Source organism: Pseudomonas moraviensis subsp. stanleyae (assembly GCF_036283065.1).
GTDB lineage: Bacteria > Pseudomonadota > Gammaproteobacteria > Pseudomonadales > Pseudomonadaceae > Aquipseudomonas > Aquipseudomonas stanleyae.
The window spans coordinates 57,126-71,119 of the sequence record NZ_JAADJI010000011.1; the positions used below are offsets into that span (position 1 = coordinate 57,126).

The following is a 13,994-nucleotide window of genomic DNA, read 5'->3' on the forward strand; positions in this document are numbered from 1 at the left end:
TTCATGGAACTGAAACCACTGTTTTTCGCCGCACTCATGTGGCTGCCCGCCTCCCAAGCGTCAGCGGATACCCCGCCACTGGACGGCCATTACTACCTGACCGGCGCAATGGAAATGGGCGCCGAATTGCTCTTGCGCAAGGACGGTACCTTTGACGCCGGTGTGGCGTATGGCAGCGCCGACGGTTTTGCCAAAGGCACCTGGAAAGTCGAGAACCAGACAGTCGTGCTGGAAAGCAAAACCAAGCCCGCCTCCGACAGCGATCTGGGCGGACTGTTTCAGGATCTGCAGTTGGCGATCGAACCAAACTGCCTGGCCGTGGATTTCGGCAACGGCAAGGCCTGCTTCCGACGCCAGTAAGCCAACAGGCAGCCACAAAAAATGGGCACCCGACCGCAATCGGTGTGCCCATTTCTCATTTGCGGTTCTCCCCGTCATGCAGGGGAGCACGCCGCCATCAAGGATTGACGCTGTCTTTCAACGACTTGCCTGGCTTGAATGCCACGGTGTTGCTGGCCTTGATCTTGACCGGTTCGCCGGTCTGCGGGTTTTTGCCGGTGCGGGCGCCGCGGTGGCGTTGCAGGAAGGTGCCGAAGCCGACCAGCGTCACGCTGTCCTTGCGGTGCAGGGCGCCGGTGATTTCTTCGAGGACGGCGTTGAGGACGCGGTTGGCCTGTTCTTTGGTCAGGTCTGCCTTTTCGGCGATTGCAGCGGCGAGTTCTGGTTTACGCATTAGTGAAGCCCCTTTGACGGTTTTTTGTTGTTATGTCCGTGCTGTTCTCGTTGGAACAGCGCCCAAGGCGCCGCAGGCTCTACTCTGCGGCAGACGGGAGTGAGAATGGCACGCCGCCAACGGCGGCGCCAGTCTCCCCAAGACCTTTGTCGGGGCAAAAGAGCGGTGATTGCGACAGAACCACCGGCATTTACGCCAGCAGTGGCGGCAGCTGTTTGTTCAGGGCCAGTTTTTCCATGACTGCCCCGCCGGTCAGGGCGTAACCGAGCAACTGACCGTCGGCACTGTGGCACAGCGCTTTGATGTCGGCGCCCTGCCCTTCGACGCTCCACACGCCTTCGCTGCCCCGTGGCGGCGGCGAAACCACCAGCGGGCACACCGGGGTTTTCACGGTGATCGGCATCGGCCCGTAGCTGACCGCGGTCGGGTTTCCGGCGAGGGTTTGCGCCAAAGCGCGCGCGCAACTCATCAGCGGCATCACGTAAAGCAGATTGAGCCCGTCGACTTCTGCGCAATCGCCCAGGGCGTAGATGTTGGCGTGGGAGGTTTTCAGGTAACGATCGACCATCACGCCGCGATTGACCTGCACGCCGGCTGCGGCCGCCAGATCGATGCGCGGGCGCAGGCCAATCGCCGAAACGACCACATCGCACGGGATGATCTGGCCGTCGGACAGGTGTGCTTCCAGGCCATCGGCGACTTTCTCCAGCCGGGTCAGCACCGGGCCGAGGTGAAACTTCGCCCCGATACTTTCCAGCCCGGCCTGCACGGCCGCCGCCGCGGCGGGATGCAAGAGCATCGGCATGACCTGTTCGCACGGCGCGACCAGTTGCACTTCGTAGCCGCCGAGGATCAGGTCATTGGCAAACTCACAGCCGATCAGCCCGGCGCCGAGCACCAAGACCCGACGCTTGCCCGCCGCTGCGGCACGAAAGCGCGCGTAGTCTTCGAGATCGTTGATCGGGAATACCAGATCTGCGCCGTCGCCTTCGATCGGCACGCGCACGGTTTCCGCGCCCCAGGCCAGGATCAGGTCGCGATAGGGCACGGCTTCTTCGCCGATCCACAAGCGTTTGTGGCCGGCGTCGATGCCGCTGATGCGCGTGTGGGTGCGCACTTCGGCCTTCAACTGCTCGGCCATGGCGCCGGGTTCGGCCATGCTCAGGCCGTCGGCGTCCTTGTTCTTGCCGAAACCGGTTGAGAGCATCGGCTTGGAGTAAGAGCGGCCGTCATCGGCGGTGATCAGCAGCAACGGGGTTTCGCTGTCGAGCTTGCGAAACTCGCGGGCCAGGTTATAGCCCGCAAGCCCGGTGCCGATGATGACGACTGGTGCGCTCATGCCTTACTCCTCTGTTTTGCTTAGTTGATTTCGATCATTTCGAAGTCCATTTTGCCGACGCCGCAGTCAGGGCACAGCCAGTCTGCCGGTACGTCTTCCCAGCGGGTGCCCGGCGCGATGCCGTCATCCGGCCAGCCGTCGGCTTCGTTATAGATCAGGCCACAGACGATACATTGCCACTTCTTCATTCAGATGCTTCCTCAGGGTTCAGGCGTAGTGCCGGCGCGGACGGTCGATGGGTGCTGCGCTGCCATCCGGCTCAGGGCGTTTTGTACTGAGGGTGCCGGGCAGATGCAAGCCTGTTCGGCGCAACGGCGGCCGGCGCCGCTCGATCTTGTCGCCCGCCATGGTAAGCTCGCCGCCTCATTTGCGGCCAATAATGACTCATTGTGCAACATTCAAATGCCTGCCCCGCCCCGCTCTGGCTGCCCCAGGACCGCCTGACGCCCCGCCCCGATTCGTTGACCCTGGACTGGTTGTTCGACGAAGGTTCGTTGACCCGCCGTCTGACCCGTTTGTCCGAGGATGGCTTCAGCGTGTCGCCGTTGTTCGAAGGCTGGGACACCCTGCGCAGTGATGAATGCGCGGCGCTGGATCTGGCCGAGGGCAGCGAAGGCTGGGTGCGTGAGGTGTATTTGCGCGGCCATGGTGAGGCCTGGGTGTTCGCCCGCAGCGTCGCCTCGAGGGCGGCCCTGCAAGGCGATGGTTTGCACATGGATGAACTGGGCAGCCGCTCGCTGGGTGAACTGCTGTTTTGTGATCAGGCGTTCCAGCGCCGCGCCATTGAAGTCTGCCACTACCCCGAACGATGGTTGCCGCCAGCGGTGCAAGCCCCTGAATTGTGGGGCCGGCGTTCGCGTTTCGACCGTGGCGCGCTGAGCGTGCTGGTCGCGGAAATCTTCCTGCCGAGCCTGTGGAACGCAGCCCGCGCCCACCCGGAGAACTGCTGATGTATCAGAGCCTGCTCAAGTCCCTCAACCGTCTGAACCCGCGCGCCTGGGATTTCGTGCAGTTGACGCGCATGGACAAGCCGATCGGCATTTACCTGCTGCTGTGGCCAACGCTGTGGGCGTTGTGGATCGCCGGCAAGGGTTCGCCGTCGCTGGCCAACGTGGTGATTTTTGTTCTTGGCGTAGTGCTGACCCGCGCCGGTGGTTGCGTGATCAACGACTGGGCCGACCGCAAGGTCGACGGCCACGTCAAACGCACCGCACAACGGCCGCTGGCCAGCGGCAGGATCAGTTCGAAAGAAGCGCTGGTGTTCTTTGCCGTGCTGATGGGCATCAGTTTTCTGCTGGTGCTGTGCACCAACGCGCCGACCATCTGGCTGTCGCTCGGCGGTCTGGCGCTGGCGTTCACTTATCCTTTCATGAAGCGCTACACGTACTACCCGCAAGTGGTGCTGGGCGCGGCGTTTTCCTGGGGCATGCCGATGGCCTTTACCGCCGAGACCGGAGAATTGCCGGCGGCGGCTTGGCTGCTGTGGATCGCCAATCTGCTGTGGACGGTGGGTTATGACACTTATTACGCGATGACCGACCGCGATGACGATCTGAAGATTGGTGTGAAATCCACGGCGATTCTGTTTGGCGAAGCGGATCGGGTGATCATCCTCAGTTTGCAGGCGCTGTCGCTGGGCTGCCTGGTCCTGGCCGGGTCGAAGTTCGAGCTGGGCGTCTGGTTCCACCTTGGTTTGCTCGTAGCGGCCGGATGTTATGCGTGGGAGTTCTGGTACACCCGTGATCGCGATCGCATGCGCTGCTTCAAGGCGTTTTTGCACAACCACTGGGCCGGGTTGGCGATTTTCGTCGGGATCGTGCTGGATTACGCACTGCGCTGATGCATGACACCTGTTGGAGCGAGCCTGCTCGCGAAGCGCCATGTCAGTCACCTCTGCAATAGCTGACACACCGCTTTTCGCGAGCAGGCTCGCTCCCACAGTTTTGTGCGTCGTGGTTATTTGGCCTTGGCGACTTTCCACGCGCCATCCATTTTGCCGTCGCCGGTCATGTCGCCGGCCTTCTTGTCCATCACGAAGGTGTACAGCGGCATGCCCTGGTAGGCCCATTGCTTGCTGCCATCATCGCGAGTGATCACCGTCCAGTCGCCCATGGATTTATCGCCCGCCTCAGCCTTCAGCGGCGGCCAGTTCGCGGCGCATTTGTCGTTGCAGGCAGACTTGCCAGCGGAGTCCTTGGCGAAGGTGTACAGGGTCATGCCCTTGTGATCGGTGTACATGCCGTCCTTCTCCATTGCCGGATCGGCCGCCATGGCCAGTCCCGGCAATGTCAGGGCGGCGGCCATCAGCAGGGCTTTGAAAGAAGCAGTCATCTGAGTCATGGAAACCTTCTTTTGTGGTTGTCAGGATTCGGACTTGGAGCTTAGTTCAGGATCAGCACAAACGCCGCCACTCTGAAATACTGTCACACGACTGCAATAATTCCGTTATCTAATGCGGCGCAAGACAGTTAAATGACAAGAGGATTAAGGCATGGTTGGCAGGAGCATTCTGATCGTCGACGACGAAGCGCCCATTCGCGAAATGATCGCCGTGGCGTTGGAAATGGCCGGCTATGACTGCCTCGAGGCAGAGAACTCGCAGCAGGCCCACGCCATCATCGTCGATCGCAAGCCGGACCTGATCCTGCTCGACTGGATGCTGCCCGGCACTTCCGGCATCGAACTGGCCCGACGCCTCAAGCGTGACGAGCTGACCGGGGACATCCCGATCATCATGCTCACCGCCAAGGGTGAAGAGGACAACAAGATCCAGGGCCTGGAAGTCGGTGCCGACGATTACATCACCAAACCGTTTTCCCCGCGTGAACTGGTCGCCCGCCTCAAAGCCGTGTTGCGCCGCGCCGGCCCGACCGATGGCGAAGCGCCGATCGAAGTCGGCGGCCTGCTGCTCGACCCGATCAGCCACCGCGTGACCATCGACGGCAAACCCGCCGAGATGGGTCCGACCGAATACCGCCTGCTGCAATTCTTCATGACCCATCAGGAACGCGCCTACACCCGTGGCCAGTTGCTCGACCAAGTCTGGGGCGGCAACGTCTACGTTGAAGAGCGCACCGTCGACGTGCACATCCGTCGCCTGCGCAAGGCCCTCGGCGACGCTTACGAAAATCTGGTACAAACCGTGCGCGGCACCGGCTACCGCTTCTCCACAAAAGCGTAAAAAAGCAGCTGCAAGTTTCTAGCTACAAGCGGCAAGTGAAAGCCGATCCGTTTTAGCTTGGAGCTTGCGGCTTGAAACTTGAAGCTGCGGCTAAGGACGCCCTCGTGAATCAAAACTGGCATGGCACCCTGATTCGCCACATGTTGCTGCTGGTCACAGCGTGTCTGGTGATCGGCCTGATCACCGGCTATTACGGCTGGAGCCTCGCGGCGGGTCTGGGCCTTTATCTGGCGTGGACGCTCAAGCAATTGCTGCGTCTGCACGAATGGCTGCGCCAACACCAACCCGACGAAGCGCCGCCCGATGGCTATGGCCTGTGGGGCGAGGTGTTCGACAGCATCTACCACCTGCAACGTCGCGATCAACGGGTGCGCGGGCGTCTGCAAGCGGTGATCGACCGGGTGCAGGAATCCACCGCCGCGCTGAAAGATGCAGTGATCATGCTCGACAGCGACGGCAACCTAGAATGGTGGAACCGCGCCGCTGAAACCCTGCTTGGCCTGAAAACTCCGCAGGACAGCGGCCAACCGGTGACCAACCTGGTGCGCCATCCGCGCTTCAAGGAATACTTCGAGCAGGACAACTTCGCCGAGCCGCTGGAAATCCCCTCGCCGACCAACGATCGCGTGCGCATTCAGCTGTACCTGACCCGCTACGGCAACAATGAACACCTGATGCTGGTCCGCGATGTCACGCGCATCCATCAGTTGGAACAGATGCGCAAGGACTTCATCGCCAACGTTTCCCACGAATTACGCACACCGCTGACGGTGATCTGCGGTTATCTGGAAACCCTGCTCGACAATGTCGAAGAAGTGAACCCGCGCTGGAGCCGTGCCCTGCAGCAGATGCAGCAACAGGGCGGGCGCATGCAGACGCTGCTCAATGATTTGTTGTTGCTGGCCAAGCTGGAAGCCACCGATTACCCGTCGGACAACCAGCCGGTGCAGATCGACACGTTGCTGCAATCGATCACCAGCGATGCGCAGCAGTTGTCCGGCGCGAAGAACCAGCGCATCAGTCTCGAGGCCAATGCCGGAGTGCTGCTCAAGGGCAGCGAAGCGGAGTTGCGCAGCGCGTTTTCCAATCTGGTGTTCAACGCGGTCAAGTACACCCCGGCCGAGGGCAACATCCGCATTCGCTGGTGGGGCGACGATCAGGGCGCGCACCTCAGCGTGCAGGATTCCGGCATCGGCATCGACAGCAAACACCTGCCGCGCCTGACCGAGCGTTTCTACCGCGTCGATTCCAGCCGCAACTCCAACACCGGCGGCACCGGCCTCGGCCTGGCCATCGTCAAGCATGTGTTGTTGCGCCATCGCGCACGCATGGAGATCAGCAGCGTGCCCGGCCACGGCAGCACGTTCACCTGTCATTTCGCCCCGGCTCAGGTGGCCAGCGCACGGGCGATCAGCGCCACCGAGTGATGCCGCCCGGCACACGCCACTAGGCAATCGCCCGGTCAGCCGCTACATTGGCTGACTTGTGCCTGCCTTTCAGGCGCCGTCTGCCCCTACTTTCGAATCACACGGAACCCGCAAAACTCCATCATGGACCCTTCCCCTGGCTTGTCCCTCGCTACCATTTTTGCCGACTTCGGCATGATCCTTTTTGCTCTGATCCTGGTTTTGCTCAACGGCTTTTTCGTTGCGGCGGAATTCGCCATGGTCAAACTGCGCTCGACCCGGGTCGAGGCCATCGCTGAACAACACGGCTGGCGCGGACACATCCTGCGTACCGTGCACAGTCAGCTCGATGCCTACCTGTCGGCGTGCCAGCTCGGCATCACCCTCGCCTCCCTCGGCCTGGGCTGGGTCGGTGAGCCGGCGTTCGCGCATATTCTCGAACCGCTGCTGAGCGCAGTCGGCGTCGACTCGCCCGAGATCATCAAAGGCGTGTCGTTCTTCACCGCGTTCTTCATCATTTCGTACCTGCACATCGTGGTCGGCGAGCTCGCGCCCAAGTCGTGGGCGATCCGCAAACCCGAGCTGCTGTCGCTGTGGACGGCGGTGCCGCTGTACCTGTTCTACTGGGCGATGTACCCGGCGATCTACCTGCTCAACGCCAGCGCCAACGCGATTCTGCGTATCGCCGGGCAAGGTGAACCCGGCCCGCACCATGAACACCATTACAGCCGCGAAGAACTGAAACTGATCCTGCACTCCAGCCGTGGTCAGGATCCGAGCGATCAGGGCATGCGCGTATTGGCCTCGGCGGTGGAAATGGGCGAGCTGGAAGTGGTCGACTGGGCCAACTCCCGCGAAGACCTGATCACCCTCGAATTCAACGCGCCGTTGAAGGAAATCCTGGCGATGTTCCGTCGCCACAAGTTCAGCCGTTACCCGGTGTACGACAGCGAGCGCCAGGAGTTCGTCGGCCTGCTGCACATCAAGGATCTGCTGCTGGAACTGGCGGCGCTGGACCACATTCCCGAGTCGTTCAACCTGGCCGAGCTGACCCGCCCGCTGGAACGCGTATCGCGGCACATGCCGCTGTCGCAGTTGCTGGAGCAGTTCCGCAAGGGCGGCTCGCACTTCGCCGTGGTCGAGGAGGCTGACGGCAACATCATCGGCTACCTGACCATGGAAGACGTGCTGGAAGTGCTGGTCGGCGACATTCAGGACGAACACCGCAAGGCTGAACGCGGCATTCTCGCCTATCAACCGGGCAAGCTCTTGGTACGTGGCGACACGCCTCTGTTCAAGGTCGAACGCCTGCTCGGCATCGATCTGGATCACATCGAAGCGGAAACCCTCGCCGGGCTGGTCTACGAAACTCTGAAACGGGTGCCGGAAGAGGAAGAAGTGCTGGAAGTCGAAGGCCTGCGCATCATCATCAAGAAGATGAAAGGACCGAAGATTGTTTTGGCCAAGGTGTTGATGCTCGATTGAGCGGATGATCCGGCATCGCGCCGCGCCTTTCGCGAGCAGGCTCGCTCCCACATGGATATGCATTTCAACTGTGGGAGCGAGCCTGCTCGCGAAGGCGTCAGACCAGACACCTCATCACTGCTTGCCCAACGCAAAATTGGGCAACGCCCCCAGCGGCTGGTTGAACTGATAGGGAATCGACACCAGCCCTTCGCCGGTATTGCGCTGCACTACAAAGTGCAGGTGCGGGCCGCTGCTGTTGCCGGTGTTGCCCGACAGCGCCAGCGGGCTGCCGACCTTGACCCGCTGCCCTTCACGCACGCTCACCGAACCCTGTTTCAGATGCAGGTACACGCCCATGGTGCCATCATCGTGCAGCACCCGGACGAAATTGCCGGAGGCATCGGTGCCGCGCCCGCTCTGGGAGTTCTCGGTCTTGACCACCACTCCTGCTCGCGCAGCGATAATCGGCGTGCCCACCGGCATGGCGATGTCCATGGCGTAGCGGTTCTTCGGCCCATAGTGGCTGTATTGGCCGTTGGCGCCCTGGCTCAGGCGAAACGGCCCGCCACGCCAGGGCAGCGGATAGCGATAGCTCTGCGCGATGCCTGCGGGGTCGCCCAGCGAATACTGGAACTGCGGCGAATACACCAGCGGCTGGTCGCGGCTGATCGCCGTCAGCAGCGCCAGCCGCGTGTTGCTGCGCGGTGGCAGCACGCGACGAATCGCCTGCGCGGGCGCGCCACGCACATTGCTCGTGCCGATGAAGGCCAGGGCAACCTCGACCGGCGCGTACAGATCGTTGCGCGCGAACACCACATCGACGCCCTTCTGCTTCTTGATGTCCAGGTACACCTGACGGTCGAGACGCTCGACCATGCGATCCTGAAACACGAACACTTTCGCGCCTTTGCTCGGGCGGTCGCTGTACGAGACCACGCCGTTGGCGTCGGTGGATTTGTAGATCGTCATGGCCATCGCCAGCTGGGAGGCCAGGCAGAGACCGCAGAAAAACAGCAGGCGCGCGAGCATGGGCAAAAGTCTGTCGAAGGGAGGCCTGGGAATCAGCCTAGCAGCTGAGACAGACCAGGCTAGTCGACAGATGTTTCAAATTGGCAGGAGCGGGAGATGGGTGGTGCTTTTGATGGCCCCTTCGCGAGCAGGCTCGCTCCCACATTCGGAATGCGTTCCAGGGTGGGAGCGAGCCTGCTCGCGAAGGTGGCCTATCGGGCGACGAAGCTTACGCGCCGGGCACGAAGTGCTTCTGCGCGGTGCCACGGGCGATCAGGCGCGAGATGTAGTCGAGCTTCTGCGCGTCCTGGTCGACAAAGCGGAAGGTCAGTTGCAGCCAGTCGCTGTCGGGCTTTTGCTCGTGGGCGACGATGGCGTGCAGGTAACCATTGAGGCGAGCGATCTCGGCGTTGTCACCCTGCTCCAGATCGAGCACGGCGCTGTCGAGGATCTGCGGCAGGGTCTCGGTGCGCTTCACGACCAGCAGCGCTTCCTTGATGCTCAACGCTTTGATCACGCATTGCTGGGTACCGCTCGGCAGGCGCAACTGGCCCTGACCACGACCGCCCACCGGCGCCTTGGATGCGCCAGGTGCTGGCACCGGCGGGCTGTTGAGCAAACCGCGCGACGGCGCAGCGGCTGGAGCGGCTGGCACGGGTGCAGCAGCGGCAGGCCTGGCCGCAGCGCCGCCGACTACGGCAGGCTTGCCGCCGGTCAGGGCGCTCAGGGAATCGTTGCCGAACGCCGAATTCATCTTGGTCGGCGCGCTGTTCATCAAGGTGTCGAGCTTGCCGACCTTGTTCAGTGCCTGCTTGACCTTGGTCAGCAGTTGCTCGTTGGTGAACGGCTTGCTGACGTAGCCGGAAACGCCGGCCTGAATTGCCTGCACGACGTTTTCCTTGTCGCCACGGCTGGTGACCATGACGAACGGCATGGTCTTGAGGTTGTCCTGCTCGCGGCACCAGGTCAGCAATTCGAGGCCGGACATTTCCGGCATTTCCCAGTCGCACAGCACCAGGTCGAAGGCCTCTTTGGCCAGCATGGCCTGGGCCTTTTTGCCGTTGATGGCGTCCTCGGTGCGGATCCCCGGGAAGTAATTACGCAGGCACTTTTTCACCAGGTCACGAATGAACGAAGCATCGTCCACGACCAACACACTGATCTTGCTCATCCAACACCCCTATTAAAATCCCGGCAAGCATAACGCTGGCTGATGGCACATTGCCAAAACTCTTCAGTCACGCCGGGACTTTTCGTTCGCGGGTGCTGCTTTTTAATTCGATCTGCCTTGTGAAAAGCACAAACAAAAACGCCCGGCCAGAGGGCCGGGCGCTTTTCTCAGGCAATCTTACTTATCGTCAGCTTCGCCCGGAACATTAGCGGTTTCGGCACTTGTGCCTTCAACTTCTTCCTTCATGCGCTTGAGGCCCATGTGGCGCACATCGGTGCCGCGCACCAGGTAAATCACCAGTTCGGAGATGTTGCGCGCATGATCGCCAATGCGCTCCAGCGAACGCAGGACCCAGATGATGCTCAGCACTCGCGAGATGGAGCGCGGGTCTTCCATCATGTAGGTGGCCAGCTCACGCAGGGCGGTTTTGTATTCGCGGTCGATGATCTTGTCGTACTGCGCCACCGACAAGGCCAGATCGGCATCGAAACGGGCAAATGCGTCCAGCGCATCGCGCACCATGTTGCGTACCTGATCGCCGATGTGGCGAACCTCGACGTAACCGCGCGGTGCTTCGCCTTCTTCGCACAACTGGATGGCACGGCGGGCGATCTTGGTGGCTTCGTCGCCGATACGCTCAAGGTCGATCACCGATTTGGAAATGCTGATGATCAAACGCAGGTCAGATGCCGCCGGCTGACGACGGGCGAGAATGCGCAGGCATTCCTCGTCGATGTTGCGTTCCATCTGGTTGATCTGGTCGTCGATCTCACGGACCTGCTGAGCCAGCCCGGAGTCGGCCTCGATCAGCGCCGTCACCGCGTCGTTGACCTGCTTCTCGACCAGCCCGCCCATGGCAAGGAGGTGGCTGCGCACTTCCTCCAGTTCAGCGTTGAACTGCGCGGAAATGTGATGGGTAAGGCCTTCTTTGGAAATCATTGTTCGCTCCGCGAAAGTTGCAAGCTTCAAGCTGCAAGCTTCAAGCAGTTATGTGTAAGTCCTGATATCGCACCGCATCGTTCTTGCCGCTTGAAGCTTGCGGCTTGCAGCTGCCTCAATCAGCCGTAGCGACCGGTGATGTAGTCTTCGGTCTGCTTCTTCGCCGGGTTGGTGAACAGGGTATCGGTGTCGCCGAATTCCACCAGTTTGCCCATGTACATGAACGCGGTGTAGTCGGACACCCGTGCCGCCTGTTGCATGTTGTGGGTAACGATGACGATGGTGAACTTGGACTTCAGCTCGTAGATCAGCTCTTCGACTTTCAGCGTCGAGATCGGGTCGAGAGCGGAGCACGGTTCGTCGAGCAGCAGCACTTCCGGCTCGACCGCGATGGTGCGGGCGATGACCAGACGCTGTTGCTGACCACCGGACAGGCCGAGGGCCGAATCGTGCAGGCGGTCTTTGACCTCGTCCCACAGCGCTGCGCCTTTCAACGCCCACTCGACCGCTTCGTCGAGGATGCGCTTCTTGTTGATGCCCTGGATGCGCAGACCGTAGACCACGTTTTCGTAAATGGTCTTCGGGAACGGGTTGGGCTTCTGGAACACCATGCCGACGCGACGACGCAGCTCGGCAACGTCTTCGCCCTTGCGATAGATGTTGTTGCCGTACAGGTTGATCGCGCCTTCGACGCGGCAGCCGTCAACCAAATCGTTCATCCGGTTGAAGGTACGCAGCAGCGTCGATTTACCGCAACCGGACGGGCCGATGAACGCGGTCACGCGTTGCTTGGGGATGTTCATGCTGACGTCGAACAGCGCCTGTTTGTCGCCGTAGTACAGGCTCAGGCCCGGCACTTCGATGGCAACGGTTTCCTGCGCCAGGTTGAGGCTCTGCTTGTCGCGGCCCAGGGCAGACATGTTGATGCCGTGGCTGTGTGTTTCGTGCTGCATGGGGTTCTCACTCCGTTCGTAGCTGCAAGCTTCAAGCTGCAAGCCGCAAGTTTTGAGCAAAGCGGCGAGCAGCACTTTCTTGCCGCTTGTAGCTTGCCGCTTGTGGCTTATGAGTTAGCTGTCCAGTGCTTTGTATTTTTCGCGCAAATGGTTGCGGATATACACCGCCGACAGGTTCAGCGTCGCGATCACCAGCACCAGCAGCAACGCGGTGGCGTACACCAGCGGGCGGGCTGCTTCGACGTTGGGGCTCTGGAAGCCGACGTCATAAATGTGGAAGCCCAGATGCATGATCTTCTGATCCAGGTGCAGGTACGGGTAGTTGCCGTCCACCGGCAGCGACGGCGCCAGTTTCACCACGCCCACCAGCATCAACGGCGCCACCTCACCGGCGGCACGGGCCACCGCGAGGATCATGCCGGTCATCATGGCCGGACTGGCCATCGGAATGACGATCTTCCACAGCGTTTCCGCCTTGGTCGCGCCGAGGGCCAACGAGCCTTCACGCACGGTACGCGGAATTCGCGCCAGGCCTTCTTCGGTGGCCACGATCACCACCGGCACCGCCAGCAACGCCAGGGTCAGCGACGCCCAGAGCAGGCCCGGCGTACCGAAGGTAGGCGCCGGCAATGCTTCAGGGAAGAACAAGCGGTCGACCGAACCACCCAACACGTAGACGAAGAAGCCCAGACCGAACACGCCGTAAACGATCGCCGGTACGCCGGCGAGGTTGTTCACTGCGATGCGGATCACCCGGGTCAGGGTGTTCTGCCTGGCGTATTCGCGCAGGTACACCGCCGCCAGCACGCCGAACGGAGTGACGATCATCGCCATGATCAGGGTCATCATCACGGTGCCGAAGATTGCCGGGAAAATCCCGCCTTCGGTGTTCGCTTCACGCGGATCGTCGGAAAGGAACTCCCAGATCTTGCTGAAGTAGAAACCAACCTTGGTCAACGTGCCCATCGCATTCGGCTGATAGGCGTGAACCACTTTGCCCAGACCGATTTCGATCTCTTTGCCGTTGGCATCGCGAGCGGTCAACGCATCGCGGTTGAACTGCGCATGCAGATCGGCCAGGCGCGCTTCGATGTCTTTGTAGCGAGCATCCAGCTCGGCGCGCTCGGACGCCATGTCCGCTTGTGCGGTGGCGTCAAGTTTGCCTTCCAGCTCCAGTTTGCGGCCGTGCAGACGGATGCGTTCAAGACCGGCGTTGATTGCGCCGATGTCGACTTTTTCCAGCGTCTTCAGCTGAGCAGCAAGGTCGTTTACACGATCGATGCGCGCTTGCAGCTCAGGCCATGCGGCCTCGCCTTCGGCGATGACTTTGCCGTCCTGTTTGACGTTGACCAGATAACCGTAGAAATTGCCCCACTCGCGACGCTCGATCGCCATCAATTCCGGCGGCGTGGTCTGTTTGGTCAGCCAGTCGCCGACGATCCACGTGAAGTCGTTGCCGTTCAGGTCACGGTTGCCGACCTTGATCAGCTCGCGGGTCATGAATTCCGGGCCTTCGTCCGGTACCGGCAGGCCGGCGCTCTTCAGACGTGCGCGCGGCACTTCTTCTTTCTGCACCACTTCGCCGACGATCAGGTGGTTGGCCTGGCCGGGCACGTCGTAATGCGCGTGGATCAGATCCGCCGGCCAGAAATGACCGAGACCGCGCACGGCAATTACCGCCAACAGGCCAATGGTCATGATGACCGCGATGGACACCGCGCCACCGCTGATCCAGACGCCCGGGGCGCCGCTCTTGAACCATCCTTTCAGGGAGTTCTGTTTCACAGACTTCTACCT

General features: G+C 61.3%; 15 protein-coding genes. 6 read left to right on the forward strand and 9 right to left on the reverse strand.

Annotated elements, in window-relative coordinates:
- Positions 1-3 precede the first annotated feature (3 nt).
- Positions 4-360: a hypothetical protein gene (locus tag GXB78_RS20325; protein ID WP_329516723.1), complete on the forward strand. Its 357-nt coding sequence runs from the start codon at positions 4-6 to the stop codon at positions 358-360.
- A 97-nt stretch (positions 361-457) separates the two neighbouring features.
- On the opposite strand, the gene GXB78_RS20330 is transcribed toward GXB78_RS20325, so the two are convergent.
- The 3 genes from GXB78_RS20330 to GXB78_RS20340 all read right to left on the reverse strand — a co-directional run bounded on the left by GXB78_RS20330 (position 458) and on the right by GXB78_RS20340 (position 2,260).
- Positions 458-733: an HU family DNA-binding protein gene (locus tag GXB78_RS20330; protein WP_003213368.1), complete on the reverse strand. Its 276-nt coding sequence runs from the start codon at positions 731-733 to the stop codon at positions 458-460.
- Between the two features lie 190 nt (positions 734-923).
- Positions 924-2,072 carry an NAD(P)/FAD-dependent oxidoreductase gene (locus GXB78_RS20335; protein WP_329516724.1) on the reverse strand — a complete coding sequence of 383 codons (1,149 nt, stop codon included), beginning with the start codon at positions 2,070-2,072 and terminating at the stop codon, positions 924-926.
- Positions 2,073-2,092: 20 nt separating this feature from the next.
- On the reverse strand, positions 2,093-2,260 hold the full coding sequence (locus tag GXB78_RS20340; protein WP_003177199.1) for a rubredoxin: 168 nt from the start codon (positions 2,258-2,260) through the stop codon (positions 2,093-2,095).
- Between the two features lie 201 nt (positions 2,261-2,461).
- Between GXB78_RS20340 and GXB78_RS20345 the strand changes: the two genes are divergently transcribed.
- Positions 2,462-3,022 (forward strand): chorismate--pyruvate lyase family protein, encoded by a 561-nt coding sequence (locus GXB78_RS20345; RefSeq protein ID WP_329516725.1) that lies wholly within the window; start codon positions 2,462-2,464, stop codon positions 3,020-3,022.
- Positions 3,022-3,912, forward strand: a complete 891-nt coding sequence (ubiA, locus tag GXB78_RS20350; protein ID WP_329516726.1) for a 4-hydroxybenzoate octaprenyltransferase — start codon at positions 3,022-3,024, stop codon at positions 3,910-3,912. The genes GXB78_RS20345 and ubiA overlap by 1 nt, the downstream gene beginning before the upstream one ends.
- A gap of 116 nt (positions 3,913-4,028) precedes the next feature.
- On the opposite strand, the gene GXB78_RS20355 is transcribed toward ubiA, so the two are convergent.
- The gene (locus GXB78_RS20355) at positions 4,029-4,412 is read right to left on the reverse strand and encodes a COG4315 family predicted lipoprotein (protein WP_329516727.1); all 384 of its coding nucleotides are present in this window, start codon (positions 4,410-4,412) and stop codon (positions 4,029-4,031) included.
- A 151-nt stretch (positions 4,413-4,563) separates the two neighbouring features.
- Between GXB78_RS20355 and phoB the strand changes: the two genes are divergently transcribed.
- The 3 genes from phoB (at position 4,564) to GXB78_RS20370 (ending at position 8,144) form a co-directional block, all read left to right on the forward strand.
- Positions 4,564-5,253, forward strand: coding sequence for a phosphate regulon transcriptional regulator PhoB (gene phoB / locus GXB78_RS20360; RefSeq protein WP_007896474.1), 690 nt, complete (start codon positions 4,564-4,566; stop codon positions 5,251-5,253).
- A 140-nt stretch (positions 5,254-5,393) separates the two neighbouring features.
- A complete protein-coding gene (gene phoR / locus GXB78_RS20365; protein ID WP_329516882.1) occupies positions 5,394-6,680 on the forward strand; it encodes a phosphate regulon sensor histidine kinase PhoR in 1,287 nt (428 codons plus the stop codon).
- A gap of 123 nt (positions 6,681-6,803) precedes the next feature.
- Positions 6,804-8,144, forward strand: coding sequence for a hemolysin family protein (locus tag GXB78_RS20370; protein WP_016772486.1), 1,341 nt, complete (start codon positions 6,804-6,806; stop codon positions 8,142-8,144).
- A 114-nt stretch (positions 8,145-8,258) separates the two neighbouring features.
- Here the strand turns inward: GXB78_RS20370 and GXB78_RS20375 are convergent, their stop codons facing one another.
- The 5 genes from GXB78_RS20375 to pstA all read right to left on the reverse strand — a co-directional run bounded on the left by GXB78_RS20375 (position 8,259) and on the right by pstA (position 13,982).
- Positions 8,259-9,155, reverse strand: coding sequence for a M23 family metallopeptidase (locus GXB78_RS20375; RefSeq protein ID WP_329516728.1), 897 nt, complete (start codon positions 9,153-9,155; stop codon positions 8,259-8,261).
- A gap of 208 nt (positions 9,156-9,363) precedes the next feature.
- Positions 9,364-10,305: a response regulator gene (locus GXB78_RS20380; protein ID WP_329516729.1), complete on the reverse strand. Its 942-nt coding sequence runs from the start codon at positions 10,303-10,305 to the stop codon at positions 9,364-9,366.
- Positions 10,306-10,482: 177 nt separating this feature from the next.
- Complete coding sequence (gene phoU, locus GXB78_RS20385) at positions 10,483-11,244, reverse strand: phosphate signaling complex protein PhoU (RefSeq protein WP_016772483.1); 762 nt, start codon at positions 11,242-11,244, stop codon at positions 10,483-10,485.
- A 119-nt stretch (positions 11,245-11,363) separates the two neighbouring features.
- Positions 11,364-12,197, reverse strand: coding sequence for a phosphate ABC transporter ATP-binding protein PstB (gene pstB / locus GXB78_RS20390; protein WP_041476597.1), 834 nt, complete (start codon positions 12,195-12,197; stop codon positions 11,364-11,366).
- Positions 12,198-12,311: 114 nt separating this feature from the next.
- Entirely contained in the window at positions 12,312-13,982 is a 1,671-nt protein-coding gene (pstA, locus tag GXB78_RS20395) for a phosphate ABC transporter permease PstA (RefSeq protein ID WP_329516730.1), read from the reverse strand.
- Positions 13,983-13,994: the final 12 nt, after the last annotated feature.